This is a genomic window from Zafaria cholistanensis (assembly GCF_008580665.1).
In the GTDB taxonomy this organism is placed as follows: domain Bacteria; phylum Actinomycetota; class Actinomycetes; order Actinomycetales; family Micrococcaceae; genus Zafaria; species Zafaria cholistanensis.
In genome coordinates, this window is record NZ_BKDJ01000007.1 from 22,627 (window position 1) to 45,968 (window position 23,342).

23 protein-coding genes are annotated in these 23,342 nt (G+C 68.2%); 12 read left to right on the forward strand and 11 right to left on the reverse strand.

Features of this window, described 5'->3' with window-relative positions; genetic code table 11:
- Positions 1–12: 12 nt before the first annotated feature.
- Together NCCP_RS07875 and NCCP_RS07880 are read right to left on the reverse strand one after the other, a co-directional pair.
- Positions 13–1,011, reverse strand: coding sequence for a cation diffusion facilitator family transporter (locus tag NCCP_RS07875; protein ID WP_149956699.1), 999 nt, complete (start codon positions 1,009–1,011; stop codon positions 13–15).
- Positions 1,008–1,493: a transporter substrate-binding domain-containing protein gene (locus NCCP_RS07880; protein ID WP_149956700.1), complete on the reverse strand. Its 486-nt coding sequence runs from the start codon at positions 1,491–1,493 to the stop codon at positions 1,008–1,010. Before NCCP_RS07880 ends, NCCP_RS07875 begins: the two co-directional genes overlap by 4 nt.
- A gap of 289 nt (positions 1,494–1,782) precedes the next feature.
- On the opposite strand from NCCP_RS07880, the gene NCCP_RS07885 reads away from it, so the two are divergent.
- The 3 genes from NCCP_RS07885 (at position 1,783) to NCCP_RS07895 (ending at position 4,412) form a co-directional block, all read left to right on the forward strand.
- Positions 1,783–2,331 (forward strand): hypothetical protein, encoded by a 549-nt coding sequence (locus tag NCCP_RS07885; protein ID WP_149956701.1) that lies wholly within the window; start codon positions 1,783–1,785, stop codon positions 2,329–2,331.
- A 642-nt stretch (positions 2,332–2,973) separates the two neighbouring features.
- Complete coding sequence (locus NCCP_RS07890; protein ID WP_149956702.1) at positions 2,974–3,720, forward strand: alpha/beta fold hydrolase; 747 nt, start codon at positions 2,974–2,976, stop codon at positions 3,718–3,720.
- Between the two features lie 56 nt (positions 3,721–3,776).
- Positions 3,777–4,412, forward strand: coding sequence for an esterase/lipase family protein (locus NCCP_RS07895; RefSeq protein WP_225873754.1), 636 nt, complete (start codon positions 3,777–3,779; stop codon positions 4,410–4,412).
- Between the two features lie 64 nt (positions 4,413–4,476).
- Here NCCP_RS07895 and NCCP_RS07900 read toward each other — a convergent pair whose 3' ends face one another.
- Complete coding sequence (locus tag NCCP_RS07900; RefSeq protein WP_149956704.1) at positions 4,477–5,055, reverse strand: TMEM175 family protein; 579 nt, start codon at positions 5,053–5,055, stop codon at positions 4,477–4,479.
- A 600-nt stretch (positions 5,056–5,655) separates the two neighbouring features.
- Here NCCP_RS07900 and NCCP_RS07905 point away from each other — a divergent pair.
- Positions 5,656–7,317, forward strand: coding sequence for a serine hydrolase (locus NCCP_RS07905; RefSeq protein WP_149956705.1), 1,662 nt, complete (start codon positions 5,656–5,658; stop codon positions 7,315–7,317).
- Positions 7,318–7,444: 127 nt separating this feature from the next.
- Complete coding sequence (locus NCCP_RS07910) at positions 7,445–8,635, forward strand: NAD(P)/FAD-dependent oxidoreductase (RefSeq protein WP_149956706.1); 1,191 nt, start codon at positions 7,445–7,447, stop codon at positions 8,633–8,635.
- Positions 8,636–8,760: 125 nt separating this feature from the next.
- Here NCCP_RS07910 and NCCP_RS15260 read toward each other — a convergent pair whose 3' ends face one another.
- Positions 8,761–10,290 carry an FAD-dependent oxidoreductase gene (locus tag NCCP_RS15260; RefSeq protein WP_225873755.1) on the reverse strand — a complete coding sequence of 510 codons (1,530 nt, stop codon included), beginning with the start codon at positions 10,288–10,290 and terminating at the stop codon, positions 8,761–8,763.
- Between the two features lie 155 nt (positions 10,291–10,445).
- Between NCCP_RS15260 and NCCP_RS07920 the strand changes: the two genes are divergently transcribed.
- Positions 10,446–11,618 carry an alcohol dehydrogenase catalytic domain-containing protein gene (locus NCCP_RS07920; protein ID WP_149956707.1) on the forward strand — a complete coding sequence of 391 codons (1,173 nt, stop codon included), beginning with the start codon at positions 10,446–10,448 and terminating at the stop codon, positions 11,616–11,618.
- A 116-nt stretch (positions 11,619–11,734) separates the two neighbouring features.
- On the opposite strand, the gene NCCP_RS07925 is transcribed toward NCCP_RS07920, so the two are convergent.
- Both NCCP_RS07925 and NCCP_RS07930 read right to left on the reverse strand, forming a co-directional pair.
- Positions 11,735–12,115, reverse strand: coding sequence for a PaaI family thioesterase (locus tag NCCP_RS07925; RefSeq protein WP_149956708.1), 381 nt, complete (start codon positions 12,113–12,115; stop codon positions 11,735–11,737).
- Between the two features lie 136 nt (positions 12,116–12,251).
- Positions 12,252–13,115, reverse strand: a complete 864-nt coding sequence (locus NCCP_RS07930; RefSeq protein ID WP_149956709.1) for a hypothetical protein — start codon at positions 13,113–13,115, stop codon at positions 12,252–12,254.
- Between the two features lie 130 nt (positions 13,116–13,245).
- Between NCCP_RS07930 and NCCP_RS07935 the strand changes: the two genes are divergently transcribed.
- Positions 13,246–14,064: an SGNH/GDSL hydrolase family protein gene (locus NCCP_RS07935; RefSeq protein WP_149956710.1), complete on the forward strand. Its 819-nt coding sequence runs from the start codon at positions 13,246–13,248 to the stop codon at positions 14,062–14,064.
- A gap of 167 nt (positions 14,065–14,231) precedes the next feature.
- Here the strand turns inward: NCCP_RS07935 and ald are convergent, their stop codons facing one another.
- On the reverse strand, positions 14,232–15,362 hold the full coding sequence (gene ald, locus NCCP_RS07940) for an alanine dehydrogenase (RefSeq protein ID WP_149956711.1): 1,131 nt from the start codon (positions 15,360–15,362) through the stop codon (positions 14,232–14,234).
- 175 nt (positions 15,363–15,537) lie between these two features.
- Between ald and NCCP_RS07945 the strand changes: the two genes are divergently transcribed.
- The gene (locus NCCP_RS07945) at positions 15,538–16,029 is read left to right on the forward strand and encodes an Lrp/AsnC family transcriptional regulator (protein WP_149956712.1); all 492 of its coding nucleotides are present in this window, start codon (positions 15,538–15,540) and stop codon (positions 16,027–16,029) included.
- 427 nt (positions 16,030–16,456) lie between these two features.
- Here the strand turns inward: NCCP_RS07945 and NCCP_RS07950 are convergent, their stop codons facing one another.
- Positions 16,457–16,717, reverse strand: coding sequence for a GlsB/YeaQ/YmgE family stress response membrane protein (locus NCCP_RS07950; RefSeq protein ID WP_149956713.1), 261 nt, complete (start codon positions 16,715–16,717; stop codon positions 16,457–16,459).
- A gap of 241 nt (positions 16,718–16,958) precedes the next feature.
- On the opposite strand from NCCP_RS07950, the gene NCCP_RS07955 reads away from it, so the two are divergent.
- The 3 genes from NCCP_RS07955 (at position 16,959) to NCCP_RS07965 (ending at position 18,448) form a co-directional block, all read left to right on the forward strand.
- A complete protein-coding gene (locus NCCP_RS07955) occupies positions 16,959–17,522 on the forward strand; it encodes a Dps family protein (RefSeq protein ID WP_149956714.1) in 564 nt (187 codons plus the stop codon).
- Positions 17,523–17,591: 69 nt separating this feature from the next.
- Positions 17,592–17,786, forward strand: coding sequence for a CsbD family protein (locus NCCP_RS07960; protein ID WP_149956715.1), 195 nt, complete (start codon positions 17,592–17,594; stop codon positions 17,784–17,786).
- A gap of 83 nt (positions 17,787–17,869) precedes the next feature.
- Positions 17,870–18,448 (forward strand): cysteine hydrolase family protein, encoded by a 579-nt coding sequence (locus tag NCCP_RS07965; RefSeq protein ID WP_149956716.1) that lies wholly within the window; start codon positions 17,870–17,872, stop codon positions 18,446–18,448.
- Positions 18,449–18,515: 67 nt separating this feature from the next.
- On the opposite strand, the gene NCCP_RS07970 is transcribed toward NCCP_RS07965, so the two are convergent.
- Positions 18,516–19,745 carry a cytochrome P450 gene (locus tag NCCP_RS07970; RefSeq protein ID WP_149956717.1) on the reverse strand — a complete coding sequence of 410 codons (1,230 nt, stop codon included), beginning with the start codon at positions 19,743–19,745 and terminating at the stop codon, positions 18,516–18,518.
- Positions 19,746–19,882: 137 nt separating this feature from the next.
- Complete coding sequence (locus NCCP_RS07975; RefSeq protein ID WP_149956718.1) at positions 19,883–20,833, reverse strand: SDR family oxidoreductase; 951 nt, start codon at positions 20,831–20,833, stop codon at positions 19,883–19,885.
- Positions 20,834–21,499: 666 nt separating this feature from the next.
- On the opposite strand from NCCP_RS07975, the gene NCCP_RS07980 reads away from it, so the two are divergent.
- Positions 21,500–22,459 carry a DNA topoisomerase IB gene (locus NCCP_RS07980; RefSeq protein ID WP_149956719.1) on the forward strand — a complete coding sequence of 320 codons (960 nt, stop codon included), beginning with the start codon at positions 21,500–21,502 and terminating at the stop codon, positions 22,457–22,459.
- Positions 22,460–22,917: 458 nt separating this feature from the next.
- Here NCCP_RS07980 and NCCP_RS07985 read toward each other — a convergent pair whose 3' ends face one another.
- Positions 22,918–23,184, reverse strand: a complete 267-nt coding sequence (locus tag NCCP_RS07985; protein ID WP_149956720.1) for a DUF7218 family protein — start codon at positions 23,182–23,184, stop codon at positions 22,918–22,920.
- Positions 23,185–23,342 lie beyond the last annotated feature (158 nt).

The following is a 23,342-nucleotide window of genomic DNA, read 5'->3' on the forward strand; positions in this document are numbered from 1 at the left end:
AATGCGGAACCTCTAGCGGTTGCGTTCGGACCGGCGCCCGGTGGTACTGTCCCCAACCTCCCGGGGAAGGGCGGCCACGGGCACCAAAACGATGTCCTGGATCTTCCAGTCGAGGCCGACGCACGCGTCCCGGGCCGCTTCGAGGCTTTCCAGCGAGGGAACGCGCTCGTCGCGCGGGACGATGAAGGACTCGACATGAAGGACGTGTCCCTGGTCCCGGACACGGGAGCCCGCCTCCAGGACCCACGGCAGGGACCGCAGATGCCCGTCGATCCTGTCCACCAGGGGATGGGGCCCGCTGCTGTCGAAGGTGGTGGCCCGGGTGTCCATGAGGTCGGTGATCGCGGCGCCCATGTTTTTCACCCCGTCGCGCAGGATGCTGGACGCGATGAGCAGGGCGGCCGCGGCGTCGGTCCACCACAGCCCGACGCCGATGCCGGCGACGCCGACGATCGTGCCGACCGCTGTCATCCAGTCCGCCTTGTTCATGTCGGCATCCGCGTACAGGACTTTGTCGTGCAGCTCCTCCGCCAGCGACATCTTTACCCGGCCGAGGTAGATCGGCAGGGGGATGCTGAGCGCCATCACGGCCATCATCAACCACCCCAGCCAGACGGTGTTCCCGAACAGCTGGACGGAACCGATGGAAGGATGTTCGGCCGCGAACAGCCCCGAGGCCGAATCGACGACCAGGAAGGCGCCCATGGCGAAGAGTGCCACTCCGGCGACCAGATGGGCCACGCCGACCGAGCGGTGGTAGCCGTAGGGGTACCTCCGGGTGGGGGGCCTGTTGACGATGCGCACCGCGAAGAGGAATGCGATGGGAGGGGCCAGGGAGAGGAGGTCCTCGATCCACGCGGCCTTCATGGCCTGGGAATTGCCCATCACCAGGAACACCGTGACGATGAAAACGGCGAGGAAGCCCAGGGTGAGCCATTCGCAGCGCACCGCCTTCTCCAGGCTCCGCGCCTGCCGCTCGGGCAGTTCGGTCCTGCCGAACCGGATGCTCACGGCTGGACGACCTCCTGCCGGGCGAGGAACTTTTCCAGCTCCAGGAGGAAGGCGTTTTCGCCCGGCGGGGTGGCCATGACGTGTTTGTGGGTTTCGCCGTGCTCGTCCGTCGCCTCCGCGTAGGGGGCCGTAACGGCGACTTTCTCCGCCCACGGGGTGTCCTTGGTCAGGCCGCCAAGGACGATGTCCAGATTGCCGCGCTTGAGCTCGTCCACGAGCTTCTGTTCCCCGCCCTCGGACCACTGGATTCGCGCAGGGAGCGTGGCGGCGAACTTGCGCACGAGGTCCGGTTCGATGCCGGCCGGCTCGGCCCCGTCGCGGGTTTCGGCCCACGGTGCGTTGGTGGAGACCCCGACCCGCAGATGGCCGTCGCGGACCCGTTCCAGGGTCCCCTCCGGATCGGCGGGGATGCTGATGCCGCACCCGGTGAGAAGGCCCGCCGCGAGCATGGGGAAAACAACACATACCGCTACCTTCCTCATGAAACCGACCATAGCCCAGACTCGCGAAGCGTGGGGCCGGGGGTGCCCTCAGGGGCGGGCTGCGCGCGGGACATGGGAGGCTTTTCCGCGGTAACTCCGGTGCTTGAGGCGCGAAGGCTCGGGAAAAGATTTAAGTGCGGATTAAATCCTGAGTGGAACCTGAAAGTTGCCTCAAGCCGGGTCCAAACCCTTTACGTAATCCCCCGCCCCGGGCAGAGTGGGTCACCCGGGGTCCGGTCCGGCCTGTCGCCGGTCCGGCTGCCAAAACAGCGAAAGGTAGGGCGTCTTAATGTCCGGAAACTTGCTAGCCCGTTCCGTCCACGATCTCAGCGCGGCCGCCTGGTTCGGCGGTTCCCTGATGGGCGCCATTGGCCTCAACGGCGCCACGGCCAAAGCCAAAGACCCCACCGAGCGGACCAGGCTCTCCAGCTTGGGGTGGAAGAAATGGGCCCCCGTCCAGGCGGCCGCCTTCGGCGCCCACCTGGCGTCCCTCGGCCCCATCCTGGTCGAGAACAAGGGCCGCTATGCGGGCCAGGAGGGCGTCATGAAGTGGACCTGGATCAAGGCCGGGGTCACCGTGGCCGGAGCGGCCGTCACCCTCTATTCCGGTCTCCTGGGACGCAAGGTCGGCATGCTGGCCGAGGAGGGGGCAGAAGGCGCGACGGAGCCAGGCTCTAACGCCAGCCCCGAGTTGGCCCAGGCGCAGAAGCAGCTCCAGCGGTTGCAGTGGATCATCCCGGCCTTTGCCGGAACCGTCGTCGTGCTGGGTGCACTGCACGGGGAGATGCAGCGTCCGAAGAACGTCAAGCTCGGCCTCTTGGAGCGCAGCTTCCACTAGAGGGGAAACGGCCTGCGGCCGGCCCCTGCCGGGCCGGCCGCAGGAGAGCCGTCGCCCGGCGCCGGGACATCGTCCCGGAGGCCAATCCGGGCCCAAGCCGGGCCTGAGGTACTGCGGGCCTCAGCCCCGCCGGGTCCGTGGGGGACCGCCGCCTTATCCGTCATTTCCGCTGCGAACTTACCTGTAGCCTCCATCGCGTTGCTCCCCACATAATGGGGTCACCACTGAAATGGAGGAACCAAAATGCGTGGAAGCAGCCTCATCTGGACCATCGTGGGCATCCTTGTCGCCATTGCCCTGGTCATCTGGATCGCCTCCGCAATCTAGAACAAAGTTCCGCAGGTTTCCTGCCCGGGATTGTTCCGGTCCCGGGCAAGTGAAGCCTTCCCCAGTCATGACGGGGAAAGGGGGTTCCGCCGCACGGGCCCTATTCTGGCCTGGGCCCGTGCGGGACCAGGCTTGTCCTGGTATGGATTCTGAAACGGTTCGGGCAGGTAAACGTGCCCGAACGGTGGGCTTGGGCCTGAAAGGGGCCTCCGGCGCGGACCCGTCGCGCCGGAGGTTCCAAGGGCCCGTTCGGGCCGGCAATGGTTTACGCAGCGGTGCTCTACTATGTGGACAACGTCTAAGGAGCCGCTGGCCATGACCGCAACGTCTGAAGCGCGCGAGGTTGTCCTCAAGGGCGCTACCGTGCACATCCACACCTCCGGTGCCGGTGCGACGACCTATGTGTTGATCCACGGCATTGGGGTTTCCTCTCGCTACTTCCGTCCGCTCGGGGAAGAATTGGCCCGGGAGGCGCTGGTGCACAATGTGGACCTGCCGGGCCATGGGCGGTCGCCCAAGCCGGCCCGCCCCCTCTCAGTCCCGGACTACGCCCGGGTGCTGTGGGCTGCGCTGGACCGAATCGGCGTGGAGGCTCCCGTGCTCGTCGGACACTCGATGGGCGCCCAGATTGCCGCGGAAATGGCCCTCGCCGGGCGGCAGTTGGCCGGCGTCGTCCTGCTGGGACCGACGAACTACGCAGCTGAACGGGGCTTCTGGCGGCAGGCGCTCCGGCTGGGGCAGGACACCCTGCGCGAGCCGTTCGCCGTGAATGCCGTCGTGTTCACGGACTATGCCTTCCGCTGCGGCCTGCCCTGGTACCTGAAGACCACGCCGGCGATGCTGGGACACCACATTGAGGATGCAGTTGGCGGCATCGGGGCGCCGCTGCTGATCGGGCGCGGTGCCAAGGACCCCCTTGTTCCGCGGCGCTGGATCGAGGAACTGGCGGCGTTGAGGCCGGGCGCGGAGACGGCCGAAGTCGCAGGCGAGGCGCATGTACTGATGATGAAGTCCGCGCCCGAGGTCGCGAGGCTCTGCCGCAAGCTGGTGGCGCCCACGTGATCCGGCCCGCCAAACTCCTGCCGCGCGCCCGCGCTTGGTGCCTTGACTATCTGTACGTGGCCTACTGGCAGATCCACGCGCTCCTGTTTCCGGCCGACCACCGCCATTTCCTGGAGGGCACGGGACCGGGCACGGCACCGGTGGTGCTCCTTCCGGGAATCTACGAGACGTGGCAGTTCCTGCACCCGGTCGCCGAGCGGCTCCATGCGGCCGGGCACCCGGTCCACGTGGTCAAGGGTTTGGGATACAACCACGGCACCGTGCCGGACATGGCCCACGTGGTGTCCCGGTACCTGGAGGAGAACGACCTGCGCGGAGTGCTGTTGGTGGCCCACAGTAAGGGCGGGCTGATCGGCAAGTACGTGATGAGCGCTTCGGACCAGGCATGGCGCGTGGAGCGGATGACTGCCATCAATACCCCGTTTTCGGGTTCTGTCTATGCACGCTTCGCCCCGTTGCGCAGCCTGCGCGATTTCTCCCCGCGTAATGCCGGGCTTCTCAAGCTGGCCCGCAATCTGGAGATCAACCACCGCATCGTCTCTGTTTACAGCGCCTTCGACCCGCATATCCCTGGCGGGAGTTTTTTGGAGGGCGCCGTAAACATCAAGTTGGACACCATGGGACATTTCCGGCCGATCGGCGACTCCCGTCTGCTGGCTGTCGTTGAGGAGCAGGTGGCGGGCTTGTCCTGAGTTCGGGAGCGGGCAGTATCCACCCGGCAGGAGCGCAGTGCCGTGCGGCGGCTGCCGGTCTTGGTTATTCGGGCTGGGAGTGTCTGGCTTTGGGCTGTCCGGTCTTCGATTTTCCGGTCTTGGCCTTGGCGGCGGGGAGGGGGAGGCCGGAGGTGGCGGAGTCACTGGTCCCTTGGGTGGTGGACGGGATCAGGACGATGAAGAAGGCCGCAACGATGTTCCAGCTGATGAGCCGGTGGTTCATCAGTGTCGTGGGTCCGATGAGGCGGAAGTTCACCCGCCAATAGAACGCAATGACCGCAAAGCTCAACAGGAACCCAAAAAGGTGGTTGGGCAGGGCCGAGTGCCACAGCGTGGTGGGGCTTGTCCAGGACTCCGCGGGTGGCGGGTCGACATTGGTAACCACCAGGATGATGGCGAAAGCCCTGGCGCGGGGCGTGCCACAGCCTTCCCTGCCGGCTGCCGCTGCCAGTAAGGGCCTCTTGGGTGTCTCCGGCAGCCGCGAGCCGGCAATGAAGGCCATGACGCGGACCGCCACCAGGCAGAAGGCCGCGGACAACTCGGACATGAGCACCGCGGTAACGATGCCGGTCATCACGGCGCCGATCCCCAGCAGGAACTGACCCGGGAGGGAAAATCCCAAGGTTTCCGGTGCTGCCCATCATGAAGGCGGGGAAGACGGCGGCGATGAGGAGGCCGCACGCTGTCATCGCGCTCTTGCGCCGGCCGACGCAGCCCGGGAAACGGCCCATTACCGGGCAGAGCAAGCCGGCAAGGGCCTGGGCGAGGATGAAGGTGAACCCGGCGGCGAAGGCAAAGGACCAGAGCGTGCTGACAGGGGGGAAGCTGGCGTAAGTTGCCTTTTTCTCCCGCGGGGCATGCTCACTGACCTACGCGCAGGCTCCCGCATATTCCCCTCCGGCCGAGAAGCCTTGCCCGAGGACGAGGACGAGGACGAGGACGAGGACGAGGACGAGGGCATCAACGGGCCAATCAGTTTCCACCGGGCATCGGAGAAAACGATATAGCGGGATTTCACCCGCCCATCCTCCTAAAACAAGCAATCAGGTATTAGGAGACACGCCTTAGGAGGGAGGCGGCGGAAGGTCCGGGGGCCCATGCATTGCCCCCGCCTCTGCCAGGGTCCACCATGGTGGTGGTGCCTCGGCTGGGCGCTTTCGGGGTGGCGCGGGCCAGGGGCTGAAACCAGAGTCTTTAAGCCTGCCCAGAGTGAGGGAACCCGATGGCCAGCTCCGTTTCGCCGGACCGCCGGACACTGCTAAAAACGATCGGGACCGGGGCGGCGGGAATCGCGCTCGTGGTGCCGCTGGCCGGTTGCCGGCCTGGCCAGGCCTCAGCAGCCCCATCCTCTACCGGCCCCTCCGCCGACGCCGCGCCGTCGCCGCTTCATTCCGCGCCGCAGCAGCAAGTTCCGCCGCTGCTGGACCGGGCCAAGGTAGACAACGCACTGGCCCGGCTGGACGGCTCGGTGCACCACGCGATGGAGCAGACCGGCGTGCCCGGCATCGCCGTGGCCGTGGTCTACCAGGACGCGGTACTGCATGCGCAGGGATACGGGGTGCGGGAGGCTGGCCAGGACGCCAAGGTGGACGCGGACACGGTGTTCCAGCTCGCGTCGGTGTCCAAGCCCCTGGCCTCCACGGTGGTGGCGGGGGTGGTGGGACGCGGAAAGGTCCAGTGGACCGACCCGGTGATCCGCCACAACCCGTCCTTTGCGCTCAAGGACCCCTACGTGACCCGCAACGCCACGTTTGAGGACCTGATGTCCCACCGCAGCGGCCTGCATACCGGGGCGGGAGACCTGCTCGAGGACCTCGGGTTCGACCGCGCCTACATCCTGGGCCACCTGAACCAGCAGCCGCTGGAGCCGTTCCGCGACGCCTACAACTACAGCAACTTCGGATACACGGAGGGCGGCCAGGCGGCGGCCGACGCCATGGGCATGGCGTGGGAGGACCTGGCCCAGGAAATCCTGTTCGGCCCCCTGGGCATGGGTTCCTCAAGCTACCGCCACGCGGACTACGAGCAGGCCGCCAACAAGGCCCGTATCCACGTGCCGGTGGGTCACCGGAAGTGGGAGGCCAAGTACGTGCGCAATGCCGATGCGGAGGCACCGGCCGGAGGCGCCAGTTCCTCGGTGCGCGATTTGGCCCAGTGGATCCGCCTCCAGCTGGCCCACGGGCGGCACGAAGGACGGCAACTCATCGACGAGCAGGCCCTGCTGGCTACCCATGTACCGGAGGCGGTCATGGGGCCGCCGTCCACGCCGGCTGCCCGCACCCGCTTCTACGGTCTGGGATGGAACGTGACCTACGACGACCAGGCCCGGCTGCAGCTGGGCCACTCCGGGGCCTTCAACCTCGGTGCAGCGACTGTCGTGATGCTCCTCCCGGGCGAGCAGTTGGGCATCGTGGTCCTGGCCAACGGGCAGCCGCAGGGCATTCCCGAGGCGATCGCCGCCGAGTTTTTCGATACGGCGCAGCATGGGGCGCCCACGGTGGACTGGCTCCCGTTCACCGCCGCGGCGTTCCGGCAGATCGAGGAGGCTGACCAGCCGGAGGTGGACTATTCCAAGGCCCCGGCCGATCCCCGGCCGGCACGCTCCCTTGATGCCTACACGGGCACCTACGCAAACCCCTACTACGGACCGCTGACCGTGTCCGCGGAGCAGGGCCAGCTGTCCATGGTCCTGGGCCCGGGGGAACGGCCCACCACCTTCCGGCTGAGCCATTTCGACGGCGACACCTTCAGTTTCGAAACCATCGGCGAGAACGCCAACGGCCTCGCCGGGGCGATTTTCGCCCCGGCTGACGGGGGTCGGGCAGTCAGCGTACGGCTGGACTTCTACGACACCACCGGACTGGGAACCTTCACGCGGAGCTAGGGAGCCGCCCTGCTGGGGGCACAAAGGGGCCGCCGCCCTTTCCTGATCCCTTGACCCGGCCGTACGGCCGGGGTGCACTGGAAGCAGTGCCCGCGCCGAACCGCAGGGACGAAGGCAGGGAGATGACATGGCGGACCATCACGAGGTGCTGGTGATCGGCGGCGGAAACGCGGGCATTTCGCTGGCCGCGCGGCTGCGACGCTACAAGGTTGCAGACATCGGGCTGATTGAGCCACGTACCACGCACTACTTCCAGCCGCTCTTTTCCCACATCGGCGGGGGCGCCGCCCGGATGGGTGAGGCCACGCGGGAGCAGGCCAGGGTCATGCCGCGTGGGATCGAATGGATCCGCGGGGAAGCGGCCGACATCCGGCCCGAAGAAAACGCCGTGCTGCTGGCGGACGGACGCCGCATCGGCTACGGCCAGCTGGTTGTGTGTCCGGGCCTGCAGAAGGACTGGGACGGGATTCCGGGGCTGGCCGGGGCCATGGCTTCGGCTCAGGTGACCTCCAACTACGATCCGGCGATGCCGGAGAAGACCTGGGGGCTGGTGCGCTCCCTGCGCTCGGGGACGGCAATTTTCACCCAGCCCCCGGGGCCGGCGACCTGCGTGGACGTTGGCCAGAAGATTGCCTACATGGCCTGCGACTACTGGCGCGAGTACGGCGTGCTGCGTGATATCCGGGTGGTCCTCGTGGTGCCCACACCGACGGTGTTCGGCATCGAGGACGTGGACGCGGTGCTTCGGGCCAAGATCGCCGAGTACGGCATTGAACTGCACACTTCCACGAGCCTGGCCGGCGTTGACGCTGCGCGGCGCACGGTTACCTTGGCCGGCCCCGACGGGACCCGCGAGCTCTCCTTTGACCTGCTTCACGTCGTGCCTCCGCAGTCCGCGCCAGACTGGCTGAAGGGGACCCCGCTGCCGGCCGCCGGTGACGCCAGTGGATTCGTTGAGGTGGATCCGGAGTCGCTAAGGCACCGGCGGTACGCCAACGTGTGGTCGCTGGGCGACGCCGCCGCAACCCTGAACTACAAGAGCGGAGGGGCGCTGCGCAAGCAGGTAAAGGTATTGGCCCGGAACCTCGCGGCGGTGGCACGCGGAAGCGAGCCGCGCGAGCGCTACAACCACTATGGCGTCTGTCCCATCGCCCTGACCCGGCATACCCTCCTGTTCGCCGAGTTCGACCACCAGTACCGGCCCATGCCGACCGTCCCGTGGATGGACTTGGCGAAGGAGCGACGCTGGGCCTGGGTGCTGGACCGGTGGATTTTTCCGCAGGTCTACTGGCGCCTGATTCTCAAGGGAAGGGCCTAGGGTGCGTTGCTGAAGCCGGCTCCGCTCCGGTTCAGGGCCGCAGCGAACCGGACCCCGACCAGACCCCGCCCGGCCACAACCCAAATCAGGCAAACCCCCGTCCCAACAGGGTTTAACAACACCCCCTAGGGCGTTCCCGAATGGGCGGGCCCCCCGTCTGAATCGGCGGGTGCGGGCGGCTGGTTGTGCGGGCGCGGCGGAAGGTTCCGCGTGGCCGGGCCCTCCAGCAGGCACCCGTCCGGGGCGAACCGGGAACCATGCAGCGGGCAATCCCAGCTCTGTTCCACGGCGTTCCAGCGCAACCGTCCGCCCAGGTGCGTGCACCGCGGGGTGGTGCGCTGAACCGACCCGGCAAACCACCGCGAGGCTATCCCGGCATTCAGCCGCGCCGTCTCCCCCACCTCCTCCAAGTCCAGATGCCTGCCGTAGAGCCGCCCAGCCCACTCCAGGGAGGGCGCGGTGTCCTCCGTGGGCCCGCCGACGCACAACCGGGCCAGTTGCATCGCCGCCGCCACCCCATTGGTCATACCCCATTTGGCGAACCCGGAAGCAAACAGCACCGGGTTCGCGCCCCGGCCTGACACCCCTAAGGGGCCGGCCATCGGCAGGCCGCCGACAGGGGAATAGTCCTGGGCGGACCAGGCATGGGTTTCCATGAGGCCCGGAAACATCCTTTTGGCCCAGGCGCGCAACTCGGCTTGGGGCACTGTCCCGGAATCCCGTCCCACCGTGTGCGAGGCGCCGCCGACCAGAAGCCTTTCGGCCCCGTCGGGAGAGGTGGTGGTGCGCAGCGACCGCCGCACGCCATCCACGGAAATCAGCATGTCGCGGGGCAGTTCCGTGGTCCCGGGAAGCACCCGCCGGTAGGCCAGTATGTAGGAGCGTTCCGGCAGCACCCGGGTGAAGATCAGGCCCCGGAGCAGCGTGGGGATCCCGGTAGCCATGACTACCCGGCGGGCCTGCAGTTGGGACGGTCCCGGCTGGTTCCCGGTTCCCGGTTCCTGCCGCCCGGGCCCGATGCGCACCGTGGGGGTACCCGTGCTGGAAACGCCGAGGACCCGGGCGCCGGCCACCACGGTCCCGCCGAGCCGACGAACCTCCGCCACCGCGGCGGAGACAAAGTCCATGGGGTCGAATTGCCGCTGGGCCTCCAGCCCCACCGCGCCGGCAAAGGGGAACGGCACTTCCAGACTGCCGGGGCCGAGGCTGACCGCGGGCTGTCCTGCCGCTTCCAGCACCCTCAGGTCATCCTCGAGCTGGACCTTGCCGGCGGTGGTTTGCGCGTAGGTGACGGCCCTGCGGGCCTGCATGTCCACGCCCAGGCCGTTACAGAGGCGAACCAGCCATTCCAGGGCGTCGGCGTTGGCGCGCACGTAGGCTTGGGCCACCTCTGGACCGTGGCGGCGCAGGATGGTCCCGGCCCGTCCGCCGTGCAGGGCGGTTACCTTGGCTGTCGTATGGCCGGTGGTCACAGCACCGGGGTGCCGTGCCTCCAGCACGACGACCCGCTGCCCGGCCCGCAGGAGCATCAGGGCGGTGCACAGCCCGGTGATCCCCGCTCCGACGACAATCGTATCGATGGCTTCGCCGGTGCTGCGGGGCAGGGCGTCACATTCAGGGGGCACGCGCCCCTCCATCCAGAGCGGACCCGTCATGTCCCGTCCTTTCGTGGGTTCCCACAGTGAATCAACACCTGCCGTCCCCCGCAAGGGATTCTCGGGCCGCCGGCTACATATCTGCGGCTTCTTCCTGTCCCGGCCCGCCTGTGCTTCACTGGACGGCAACTGCCCCCTATCCAAGGAGATCCGCCGTGAAGGCGTTGACCTGGCAAGGAAAGCGGAAGATCGTCCACGAGGAAGTCCCGGATCCCGTGATCCGGGAACCCGGAGACGCAATCATTGAAATCAGCTCCACCGCTATCTGCGGTTCGGACCTGCACCTGTATGAACTCCTGGGCCCGTACATGAACCGCGGGGACGTCCTGGGGCACGAGCCCATGGGAACCGTGGTGCAGGTCGGCTCGGGTGTCGAGCGGCTGAAGATCGGGGACCGGGTGGTGGTTCCCTTCAACATCGCCTGCGGGAACTGCTGGATGTGCGACCACGGGTTGCAGTCCCAGTGCGAGACCACCCAGGTGACCGCCCACGGCAAGGGCGCCGCCATTTACGGCTATTCCCAGCTGTATGGCAGTGTCCCGGGCGGGCAGGCGGAGCTGTTGCGGGTCCCCTTCGCCGATTATGGGGCGATAGTCGTCGGGCGGGAGCTGCCGGACCACCGGTACCTCTTCCTCAGCGACATCCTGCCCACCGCCTGGCAGGCCGTGGAGTATGCGGCCGTCCCCGAGCGGGGGACGATGGCGGTGTTTGGGCTGGGCCCCGTGGGGCAGTTGTGCGCCCGCATTGGCCAGTACCGCGGTTACCGCGTCTTCGGGATTGACCCGGTGCCGGAGCGGCGGGCCATGGCCGAACGGAACGGGACTGAAGCCATGGATTTCACGCCCGATGCGCTGGCTAAGATCCGTGAGGCAACCGGGCGCGGTCCGGACGCCGTCGTGGACGCCGTGGGGATGGAGGCGCATGGTTCCCCGGTCGGGACATTCCTTCAGGAAAGCGTGGGGCTGCTGCCGGACCGGGTAGCGCGCAAGGCCATGGAGACCGTGTCGATCGACAGGACCGTCGTGCTGCACAGCGCGGTGGAGGTGGTGCGCCGCGGCGGGACGATCTCGCTCAGCGGCGTCTACGCCGGCATGGCCACCCCGATGCCGTTGCAGGAGATGTTCGACAAGCAGATCCAGGTGCGCCAGGGCCAATGCAACGTCCGGCGCTGGATCGACCGGTTGCTTCCCCTAGCCGAGGAACCCAGCGACCCACTGGGCCTGGACGACCTGGTCACCCATACGGCTCCGCTGTCCGAAGGCCCTGAACTGTACGCCACGTTCCAGAAGAAACAGGAGGGCTGCATCAAAGTGGTCCTGAAGCCCTGAAGCCCTGAAGCCCTGAAGCCCTGAAGCCCTGAAGCCCTGAAGCTGCCACCCGGAAGAACGCCACGGGCCCTCGCCGCCCTGGCGCTCGCCCGGACAGTTTTGGGCACCCCTGGAGATCACATTGGGGGAGCGGATTCCTTCTGGCGCCGAGCCCCGGCGGGCTGGCCGCGCTGGTCGGGGGTGGCGTAGGCGCCCGGGACCTCCAGGACCGCAAGCGTGCAGCGCGAGATGCAAACCAGCTTGCCCTCTCCGTTGGTGAGCTTTACTTCCCACACGTGGGCGCGGCGGCCGATGTTTGCCGGGATGGCCTCACCGTAGACCCAGCCGCCCGGGGAGACCGGGCGGATGTGGTTCGCGTTGATTTCCCGGCCCACCACGTGGAAGCGGGAGCGGTCCACCGCCAGATACCCCGCCCAGGACGCCAGGGTCTCGTTGAGGCAGGCAAGGTTCTTTTCATTAAGCTCCCCGAGGCTGACCTCCCCGTGCCAAATGCCCATGTCCGCCGGTCCTTTCTCGCGTCTGCCAGGTGCTTCAGGCCCGGGCGGATGCCGGATCCCCCGTCCACCCTACGGAGGCCCCGCACCCCGTTCCCGGCATCATGCCGCCCAGCGGCACGCGCCCTCCCCGGCGCGCCTAATCGTGGCCCGCAAGCCGGCGCAGGGCTTCGGGGGTTCCCAGTTCTGGCCGGTCCTCCGGGTGGGTGAGGTAGTGCTCGACGGCGTTCAGCAGAAGGTTGGGGTCGGCAGTGAGGTACTGGACCGGAACCACGACGCGCTTGTGGCGCCTTTCCCGCAGAAAGTCACGCCTTGCCGCGCGCCTGCTGTCCAAGCCGTCCCCCTCGGACCTTCGCCGGACGGTGATGTAGGCCGGGCCGCGGTCCCCGAGCGGGACCCGGCCGCGCGGGTTCTCCGCCGCGACGGACTCGACGTCCTTCCAGTAGACCTCGTTCATGCCGTCGGGCCCGGAGACTACGATCCGGCTGCGGGTCAGGTACACCCCCGGGGGGTGGTCCGTGGCGGCCACGCGTGCCAGCCGCAGTCCTTCGCGCAGGATCCCGAAGCCGACCACCAGCAGTACTGCGGAACCCAGCAGTTGCAGCAGGCGGGGCTGGTCGCCATGCAGCAGCAGGTACCGCGCCTCGAGCGCGAGCGCGGCGACCATGGTCACCACCCCCAGCCCCACGGTGACCGCGGAGCCGGCGGCGGTGGCCCCGGCCATAGCGAAGCGGGTGGCGGCGCGGCGCCCCGAGGAGGTCACCACCGAAGCACTCTCCGGGGCGGGCACCGAGCCGTGCCGGCGGAACTCTCGAAGGATGGAGACGGTAGCGGCGGCAGCCAGGGCGAGCATGGAAACCGCGATGAGCAGGTGGTCCAGCAGGAAGGCGGCCACGGCCAAGGCCAACAGGAAGGCGGCGACAACGAATGCCGGGACCAGGTGGTGTGCCAGCTTCCGGCCCCGATGGCGGGGCAGCCACAGCGCAGGGCGGGGGTCGGCCATGGCCCCAGCCTAGCCGCCGGGGGGCTCCCGCGGAGCGAGGCGGGGCGGGGAGGGCGCCCGCCGCCGCCGTTCACGGCATGTTCGCCCTCACGTCGGGCCACGGCCTTCTTCGGCGCCTAGCATCACCGGCATGGCTGGGCGGTTTGTCGCGATTGGCGACTCCTTCACCGAGGGCGTAGGCGACTGGGACCCGAGGTTCCCCAATGGGGTGCGCGGATGGGCGGACCGGGTTGCGAAGCAGCTCTCCAAAGCCGACCCGGAGTGGGAGTACGTCAACCTGGCGATCCGCAGCAAGCGGTTGGCGCAGATTGTCGACGAGCAGATTGGGCCGGCGCTGGCGTGGGAACCGACGCTGGTGTCCTTTTATGCCGGAGGCAATGACCTGCTGGAGCTGCGCCAGGACATGGATGCCCTGCTGAAGCTCTACGGGGAGGCGGTCGCCCGGCTCTGCGCCTCCGGGGCGCAGGTTCTGCTCTTCACGGGATTCGATGTCCCGATCAGCCCCATGCTGGACCGCATGAAGCGGCGCAACCACGTCTTCAACGCGGAGGTGCGCCGCCTGGCCGCCGGGCACGGGGCCACGCTGGTGGACTACTGGGCGTGGGACGCCTACCGGGACCGGCGCATGTGGGACACCGACCGGCTGCACATGAACCGGGCCGGGCACCGCTACCTGGCCATCCGGGTACTGGACCTGCTGGGCGTGGGCCACCGGCTGGCGTTCGAGCCGTTCGAAGCCGCCGAGCGCGTCGGCCCCGGTGCCGCGGTGCTGCGGGAGGCCGAATGGCTGCGCCAGTGGGTGCTTCCCATGTTCGGGCGCCGAATGCGGGGCATTACGCTCGGGGACTCGCTCTCGCCACGCTGGCCGGAGCCGGTCCGGCCGGCCGAGGGCCTGAAGAAGCTGTACCGGGCACGGCTGTCCGCCGGGCCTAAGATAAACGAACCATGAACTCACTGCGCAAATACACCAAACCCCTGACGTGGGCCCTTATCGTGGCGATGGTTGCCTCGGCGGGAGCCGGACTCCTCTCGGGCCTCACCTGATGGCAGGCGCACCGGGCACGACGCCGGGCCCGCTCCGGGTGCGGAAGGCGGGCCCGGCGTCGTGCCGCGGGATCAGCCGGCGAGCGCCGGTTCGGTAAGCACCGCGGAGACGGGCGTGTACTTCAGGCCGTGGGCCTCGGCCACCGGAGCAAAGGTGACCTGCCCGGCGTGCACGTTCAGGCCGGCGGCCAGGCCGGCATCTTCCCGCAACGCTGCGCGCCAGCCCTTGGAAGCGATCTTCAGGGCGTAGGGGAGCGTCGCGTTGGTCAGCGCGGCGGTGGAGGTTTGGGGCACGGCTCCGGGCATGTTGGCCACGCAGTAGTAGAGCGCGTCGTGGACCTTGAAGGTCGGTTCGGTGTGCGTGGTGGGGCGGGAACCCTCAAAGCAGCCGCCCTGGTCGATGGCGATGTCCACCAGTACCGAGCCCGGGCGCATCTTGGAGACCATCTCCAAGGTGACCAGCTTGGGGGCGGCCGCGCCCGGAATCAGCACGGAGCCGATGACCAGGTCCGCGGCGGCGACCTCCGCGGCAATCGTAAACTGGGAGGAGGCCAGGGTCTTGATGCGGCCGTTATGGGCGGTGTCGATCTCCTTCAGGCGCGCCAGGCTGATGTCGATGATGGTGACGTCGGCGCCCATGCCGGCGGCGACGACCGCCGCGTTCTCCCCGGCGACGCCGCCGCCGATGACCACGACCTTCGCGGGACGGGTGCCCGGCACGCCGCCCATGAGGATCCCGGACCCGCCGCTGGGCTGCTGCAGGTGCACCGCCCCGATCTGCGCGGCCAAGCGCCCGGCGACCTCGGACATTGGGGCAAGCAGTGGCAGGGTGCGGCCGGAGGTCACGGTTTCGTAGGCGATCGCCGTGGTGCCCGCTGAGATCAGGGCTTCGGTGCATTCCCGGGAGGCGGCCAGGTGCAGGTAGGTGAAGAGGGTCTGGTCCTTGCGCATCCGGTGGTACTCGGCGGCGATGGGTTCCTTGACTTTGAGCACCAGGTCCGCGGTCCCCCAGGCCTCGTCCGCCGTGGCGGCGATCCGGGCGCCGGCTGCGATGTAGGCCGTGTCCGGGATGCCGGAGCCGACGCCCGCCCCGGCCTCGACCACCACCAGGTGCCCCCGGGCCACGAACTCGGAGACACCCGCGGGCGTGATGGCCACGCGGAACTCGTTGTTCTTGATTTCCTTAGGGATGCCAACAATCATTTCAAGACTCCTTTTTGCGGTGTTCCACTGCCTGCGAGGGCGCCGGCGGGCAGGGCCCCCAATCCAACTATTGATCCAACACTAGGGTTTCTGCGGCTGTGCGGGTCTTGTGCGGAATTTTATGCGGGGCTTATGCTGAAACCTGAAAATAAATTCCGAATCCGAAGGCGTGACCGTGGCCACAACGAAAGATGTTCGGGGGCGCGAGGTCGTCGAGCTCGACGAGATCGACCGCCGCCTGCTGGGCCTCCTGCTCGATGATGCGCGGCGGCCGAACAACGCCCTCGCCGCCGACTTGGGCATCGCCCCCTCCACCTGCCTGGCCCGCCTGAACGCCCTGCAAAGGACCGGCGTGATCCGCAAATTCACGCTGGACATCGACCCCGAGGTGCTCGGGCACGCCCTGGAGGCCTTGATCTCCGTGCGCATCAGGGCCGGCGCGCGCCACTTGATGGCGGCGTTCGCGGAGGAGATCCGCTCACTGCCTGGAGTCACCCAACTGTTTTTCCTGGGCGGCACTGACGACTTCCTGATCCATGTGGCGGTCAAGGACTCCAACGACGTGCGCCAGTTCGTGCTGGACCACCTTTCCGCCAATCCGGCGGTGGCCTCCACGCAGACCTCGCTGGTGTTCGAGCACAACCGCGGCTCGGTGCCGTGGGTCTGAGCCCTGAGTCCTGAGCCCTGAGTCCTAATGCAGGAGGCAGGAGGCGGGAGGCAGGAGGCAGGAGGCAGGAGGCGGTGGCCTTCCGTTGTCCCGGGCCCGGGGGCGGGGGCGGGGGCGGTCTAGCCTCGGTGCGGGGCAGGGGGCGGGGCGCAGGCCGGGAAGTGCGTCCCTGAAAAGGGGCCTCAAAGCGGGCAGAACCCTGGGCCGCCCCAAAGGCGCGAGGGAGGGGTCCGGACCGCATCCGGTCCGGACCCCTCCCTGTATCAGGTGTTCCTCGAATCAGGTGCCCGTGTTCCTCGTATCGGGTGCCCGCTTCGCTCCTGTCAGATTCCCGCTGTATCCAGGACGGCGGCCCGGCCCCGTTGGGGCCCGTGCGCCGGCTCCCGGCCGCGGGGACCGGGAAAGAAGTGGGGCCGGCAAAGGGGGGTTAGGCCCTCTTGCGGGTAAAGAGGCCCCACACGACGAGCACCAGGAGGGAACCCAGGATGGCCAGGATCCACGTCTGGAGCGACCAGAAGTTCTCGAGTCCGACATTGAAGACCGCGCTGCCGATCCAACCGCCCACCAGCGCGCCAACCACGCCAAGCAGGAGCGTGGTGAGCCAGCCGCCACCCTGTTCGCCTGGCTTGATGGCCTTAGCGATCGCGCCGGCGATCAGGCCCAGAATGATCCAACCGATGATTCCCATGAGGTTCTCCTTGAGGTTTGGGATTCTTGGTTTGTACGGGGCATTCCACTTAGCTGTAAGCTACCTCACATTGTCCTCCTTCGTTCCCCATTCTCACAGGATTTTTTTGTGGATCCTGAGGGGGTGCCGGGCGGTCGTGGGCCCGGCCCACGGCGTCGGGGGATCTGGACTTACCCAGTGGCCACCCCTAGGTTGGAAATCAGGCCGCCGACCCGCGGTGGCGTGACGTGAGGAGAACTTGATGGCCGCCACAAACGGCACGACAGCAGGATTCACGGTTCCGGGCCTTGAGCTTAAGGAAGGCCACGAGGTGGCCAGAATCCTTCAAAACCGGCTCCATGCCCTCAATGACTTGCAGCTGACCCTCAAGCATGCGCACTGGAACGTGGTGGGCCGTGACTTCATCGGCGTCCACGAAATGCTGGATCCACAGATCACCCTGGTGCGTGCCATGGTGGACGCGACCGCAGAGCGCATAGCGACCCTGGGCCAGTCGCCCAACGGGCTGCCCGGCCAACTGGTGTCCGAAAGGGACTGGGACGACTACGCGATCGGCCGCGCCGGAACCGCAGAACATTTGGCCGCCTTGGACCTGGTCTACACCGGGCTTGTGGCCAGCCACCGCGAGGCCATCGAAAAGGTGGGTGAAATCGACCCCGTCACCGAGGACATGCTGATTGGCCAGACCGCCGAGCTGGAACAGTTCCAGTGGTTCCTGCGGGCACACCTGGAGGGTCCTTCAGGCCAGCTCGAGCACAAGGAGGCGAAGACGGAAAAGTCGGCGGCCGCCCAGACGAAGAAGTAGCGGCGGCACCGTAGCGCGTATCTGACCGAGGGCGGCCCTGCGGGGCTGCACGGATGAAAGGAGCTCCCGATGGGACTGGGAGACAAGATGCAGAACAAGGGGGAGGAGCTCGCCGGCAAGGCCAAGGAGGCCGTCGGCGATGCGACCGACAACCCGCGCCTGCAGGCCGAGGGCGAGGCTGACCAGGCCGGGGCCAAGGCCAAGCAGGCAGGCGAACATGTCAAGGACGCGGCCAAGGACGTGAAGGACGGCCTGGGCGAGTAGCTCTTGGCCGCAGTGGCGGGTGGCCGGGGAAGACCCGGCCACCCGCTTGGCCATGATTGGGCCCCGGCTGGGGGAGGAGACACATGGAGCAAAAGAGCAAAGACCGTGCGGCGCTGGTGGTCATCGACCTGCAAAACGGATTTTTCGAGGATCCCGTCCTGTCCCGGGACCGGACCCGTATCGTGGAGTCGACGAACACCCTGGCCGAGCAGGCCCGTGCGGCCGGCGCGCCTGTGTTCACCATCGTCACAGAGCATGCCCAAGACCGGTGCACGTGGACCCTGAACATGCGCGATGACGGGCAGGGCTTCAATTTCGCCGGCACCGCCCAAGCCTCCCTGCTCCCAGGCCTCCATCTGCCGGGCGCCCACCGCGTTGCCAAACTGCGGGACAGCGCGTTCCTTGGCACCGATTTGGCCCAGCGCCTGCGTCTGGCCGGGGTGGAGAAGGTGCTGCTGGCAGGGGTCTCGGCGCAAAGTTGCGTGGCGCAGACAGGAGCCGACGCCTTTGCCCATGATTTCCGCGTGGCATACGCGACGGACGCGATCGGCTCTCCCAAGCCGGAGCTGGGGTCGCGGATCCTGGACTTCATCTGCGACGAATACCGGCAGGAGTGCCTCGCCGGCGCCGCCGCGGAGGCGTGGTTGAGCGGCCGGAACTGAACTTCCCATTGCCCCGGGATACGCATTTCAGCCTCCAGGCACGCATCTCGGCGCCGGGACACGCACCTCAACCGAACGATGCGACGATCCCTGATCGGGGCAACGCGGGAATGCGCCGCAAATCCACCGTGAGATCCTGGGCCGGAAGGCGCAGCCTGTGCCGCAGGAACAGGACCGTGGCCCGTTCCACCAAGGCCAGTGCCGTGTCCTCGCCGGGGCAGCGGTGGCTGGCAAGGGGGTCGCCGGTCCCTTGGGGAACCAGCGCACTGGCGCAGGCTCCTCCACGGAACCGATCGGGATCGAAGGCCCGTGGGGCCTTCCACAGCCGGGGGTCCAGGTTGGTCCCGTAGAGATCCACCATCACTCGCGTCCCCGGGGCCACGGTCTCCCCGTCCCACTGGAATTCCCTGGCGGCAAGCCCGCCGGCGGCGGGGAAGAAAGGGGTGGTGCGGCGGACCTCCTGCGCGAAGCAGCGAAGGTCTGCCGGATCCTCCGCCGCAAGGTTCCGCGCCCACGCCGGGTTTTGCTCAAGGGCCAAGGCTGCGAAGGCCAGGAAACGGGATGTCGCCACCACGGGGCGGAGTACGTTGAGCAGTTCGACGGCGGCCGTCCCCTCCTCCAACAGGGAGCCGTCGGCTTCGGTAAACAGAGCCAGTGCCTGCAACGGGTCGTCCCCAGGCTCCGCTCCCGCCTTTCCGCTTCGCGCGGCGCGGATCGTGTTCCTGGCCCAGGCCTCGGTGCGCCGGCGCAACAGCCGTGCATGCCAGTTTGGCGGACCGAAACTGCCCGCATGGGCCACCATGGAATCCAGTTCCCGGGCCAGCTCCCCTGCGTGCGCGGCTTCTGTGCCGGCCCCGGCCCATCGAAGGACGGCCCGGGTCAGGACCTCCACGAGTTCCCGATGCAAGGCCACGCGGCCCGCGGAACGCCAACGGGGAAGGGAAGCCTCGAATTCCGCCTCGAACGCATTGGCCAGCAGCCCGGCGTGGCCCGGGGAAACTATGCGGAGGAAGAGCGCTTTGCGGCGGTCATGGGCATGCCCCTCCAGTTGCTGGACGCTGCCCAGGTCCTGCAACAGCGCCACGGCCGAGAGCGGAAGGGCGCCGGCGCGAGGGAAGGCGCCGGGCTGGTAGACCAGCCGGGCGGCATCGAGCCCGCGCAGGAATAGGGTGCGGCGCCCCAGCAGCCTTCCGTAGAAGGCATCCGTCTCCAACCGGTCGCAATGCCAGGAAATGGTGGTGTATCCCCGGAGCAGGAAGGACAGGCCCACTTCGGGGATCCGCAGGGAAGGAATCATCCGATGCCTCTCGGGTGCAGGGTCGTGCGCGGATTGTTGCCCCAGGACACGTATCCCGCCACAACTTCGCGGCCGCCGGGCGCCCCAGCCCCACCGCCGCGGACTGCCCCCTGCGAACCCGCAGGGGGCAGTCCCGGTCACGGCGAGGGCTTGCCGCCGTTGACGTTGAGGGTTTCTCCCACCACGTAGCTGGATTCCGGCGAGGCCAGGAAGACGTAGGCCGGGGCCAGCTCCACCGGCTGCCCCGCGCGCCCCAGCGCGGTGTTGTGGCCAAACTCCGGCAACGCCTCCTTGGGCTGGCCGTCGGAGACCTGCAGCGGTGTCCAGATGGGGCCCGGCGCCACTGCGTTGACCCGGATTCCGCGGGGAGCAAGCTGTTCGGCCAGTCCCTTGGTGAAGTTGTTGATGGCGGCCTTAGTCGAGGCATAGTCGAGCAGGTGGGGCGAAGGGGAGTAGGCCTGGATGGAGGTCGTGTTGATGATGCTGGAACCGGCGGGCAGGTGCGCCAAGGCCTCTCGCGTGATGGTGAACATTGCCAGGACATTCACCTCGAACGTGGTGCGCACCTGCTCATCGTCGAGGTCCTCCAGCCGTTCCACGCTCAGCTGCTTGCCCGCGTTGTTGACCAGGATATCCAGCCCGCCCAGCGCCTCCGCCGCGTCGTGGGCCAGGCGGCGGCGGTATTCGAGGTCCGTCAGGTCCCCGGGCAGCGTCACGGCGGTCCGGCCGGCCGCCTCGATGGTGGCGGCCACGTCACGGGCATCCTCCTCCTCGGCCGGGAGGTAGGCGATGGCGACGTCGGCGCCCTCCTTGGCGAAGGCAATGGCCACCGCCGCGCCGATGCCCGAATCGCCACCGGTAACCAAGGCCTTGCGTCCCTTCAGGCGTCCGGTGCCGGTATAGGACTCCTCGCCATGGTCGGCATGGGGTTCCAGCCGGGCATCAAGGCCCGGCTCCGGCTGGTCCTGCTCCGGCGGGCTGATCCGCGGATGGCGGGTGGTGGGGTCATCAAGTGACAACTGGTCCTTCTCCGGCGGGCTGCCCTGCGGCTGGTTCTCGCCGTTGCCGTTGTTTGGGGAGATGCTCATAAGTGTTTCCTCCAGTTCCTGAAATCCCGCCCTCCACGGGTGGTGGCCGGGCACGTCGTTCGGGTGGGGGATGGGCCGGGGTTGCCGGGTTGGGTCTGTTGGGTCGAATTTGTCGGGTCGGGTTTGCTGGGTCTGGCTCAGCGGTGGCCGGCGCCGAGCCCGGCCCGGCAGGTTTTTTCCGGGGGTGGGATTGCGGTCAGGCTCATCCTGCCGCGTCCGGTGGTCCGGGGCATCCCCCGCGCAGGCCGCGGTTCCTGCAGGTGGTGGCCGCGTTTTGCCCCGGCGCCAAGTGTGGCGCGGGACCAGGGGAGAAGGATGGTCGATGGCGTGTGGCCGGACATGGTGACTCCTTCCCCGAACCCGCCCTCGGGGCAGCATGGCCCGTGGCGTCCGGAACAGTGTCTGCGCAGTGGGGCGGCTGCGCGGATGGGACGGCGCGCGTCCTCCGGCGCCGCGGTGGGATCCTGTGTGTTGTGAAGCCAACCATGTCATCCGGAACCCCGCAAGGGGGAGGGGGGCAGGGCCGGGCTGGAAACGGACCGGCCGGCCGGGAAGAACCGGCCCGGCGTCCCCGGGGGCTGGCCCCGTTCCCTGGAGGCTGGTTGACTGGAAGCCGGTCGAGCCCGGCCCTACCCATCCGTCGGGCGGGGATTCAGCGAGGGGCGCATGGACATTGTGCAGGTGAAACCGGGCCGCGGAGGCATCCGGAGGGACCGCGGCAAGGACGGGTTCGAATACAGGACGTCCACCGGCCGGCTCATCCGGGCTGCCGCCACGGTGCGGAGGATCGAGTCCCTGGCCATTCCGCCGGCGTGGGAGCAGGTATGGATCGCGACCTCGCCCGGCGCCCACGTACAGGCCACCGGGGTGGATGCGGCGGGCAGGACGCAGTACATCTACCATCCCCTGTGGCGGGAGGCCCGCGACGCGGAGAAGTTCGCCCGTGCCCAGGCCTTTGCCGCAAGGTTGCCGCAGTTGCGCCGGGCAGTGACGCGCGACTTGGGAAGCGACGCGTCCCCCCGGCGCGCGGTGGCTGCTGCAGTGCGCCTGATCGACCGTGCCGCCCTGCGGGTGGGGGCCGAGGACTATGCCCGCAAAAACGGTTCCTTCGGGGCGGTGACGCTCAGGCGCCGCCACGTCAGGGTGGAGGAGGAAGAGGTGCTGCTCGATTTTCCCGGAAAGTCGGGCCAGCGCTGGGAAATACGGCTGCGGGACCCGCAGTTGGCTTCCTATCTGGCATCGCTGCCGCGACGCCCCGCCAACGCCCCCGCCCTGGGCGGGCCGGTGCGGCGCGGGAAAAGGACCCGGTGGCAGCAGCCGACGCCCGGGGATGTCAACGCCTACATCGCGCAGGTGGCGGGGCCGGGGTTCACCGCAAAGGACTTCCGCACGTGGCAGGGCACGGTCACCGCGGCCCTGTCCCTGGCCGAAGCCGCAGAGAAAGGCATGGATCTGGCGGCCGCCGTGAAGGCCGCCGTGAAGGCAACGGCGGAACGCCTGCACAACACGCCGGACGTGGCACGCTCCGCCTACATCGATCCCCGCGTTATCGAACTGTTCGAACAGGGACGGGTCGCCGACCGCGCGCTTCAGCCGGACCGCGCCGTCCTGCAACTGTTGGACTGAGTCCATCCGCAGCGGCATCGTGCAGCCCTCCGGAACGGACTTGCTTGTAGGGGCCGTCCGGCTCCCGTAGTGGAGGCGTGGCAGTGCCGGGGCGCCGGTAGGGGTCCAAGGGATCCGGCATCGGAAAAGGCGGCTGTGGGGGAGGAACGGGGTCCGGACGGGGAACGCCGGGGTCCGGCACCGGAGGGGGAACGGGGCCGGGCTGCGGTGGTCCCGGTTGTGGCGGTTCAGGTTGTGGCGGCCCGGTGGGGTCGGGCTGGGGCGGGATGCTGGGGTCCGGTACCGGAGGGGGAACGGGCCCGGGCTGCGGTGGGATGCTGGGATCGGACAGGCGCGGGGCGCCCCTTGCTCCGCGGCCCGGCGCCGGGCGGTGAGCGTGCTGCCTGGTCCTGCCGGTGGGGTAGATGTCCATTGGTTCCCTTCCTGCGACTGGTTCCATATCCAGTCCCCTCCTGCCCCTACGAGTTGCGCAAGGCATGGATCAGCTCTGCCTTGCGGAGCCTTGAGTAGCCCTTGAGCCCGATTTCCCGGGCCCGGTCCTTCAGCTCATCGACGGTCCAATCGTCATAGCTGCCGGCCTCCCCGCCCCGCTCACCAACAGCGGAGCGTCCGTCGCGGGCAGCCGCATTGGCGATCCGAGCGGCCTTACGGGCAGAGTTTCCCTCGTCCAGGAGCTTCTGGTAGAGCTCCTCGTCCTTAATCCGCGGGTTCCTGTCGGGGGCCATTTCAGTGACTCCTGTCTTCGGCGCGACTCATTTACCGCGCCTTTTCCGTGTCCCGTCCATCCACGTCTTCTGCCCTCCGCCAGTACCGCCAGCGAAGCCCCACCGCGGGATGGGCAGTACGTCCTGCTCGTCCGTCCTGCGGTGGGGCTTCGCTGGGG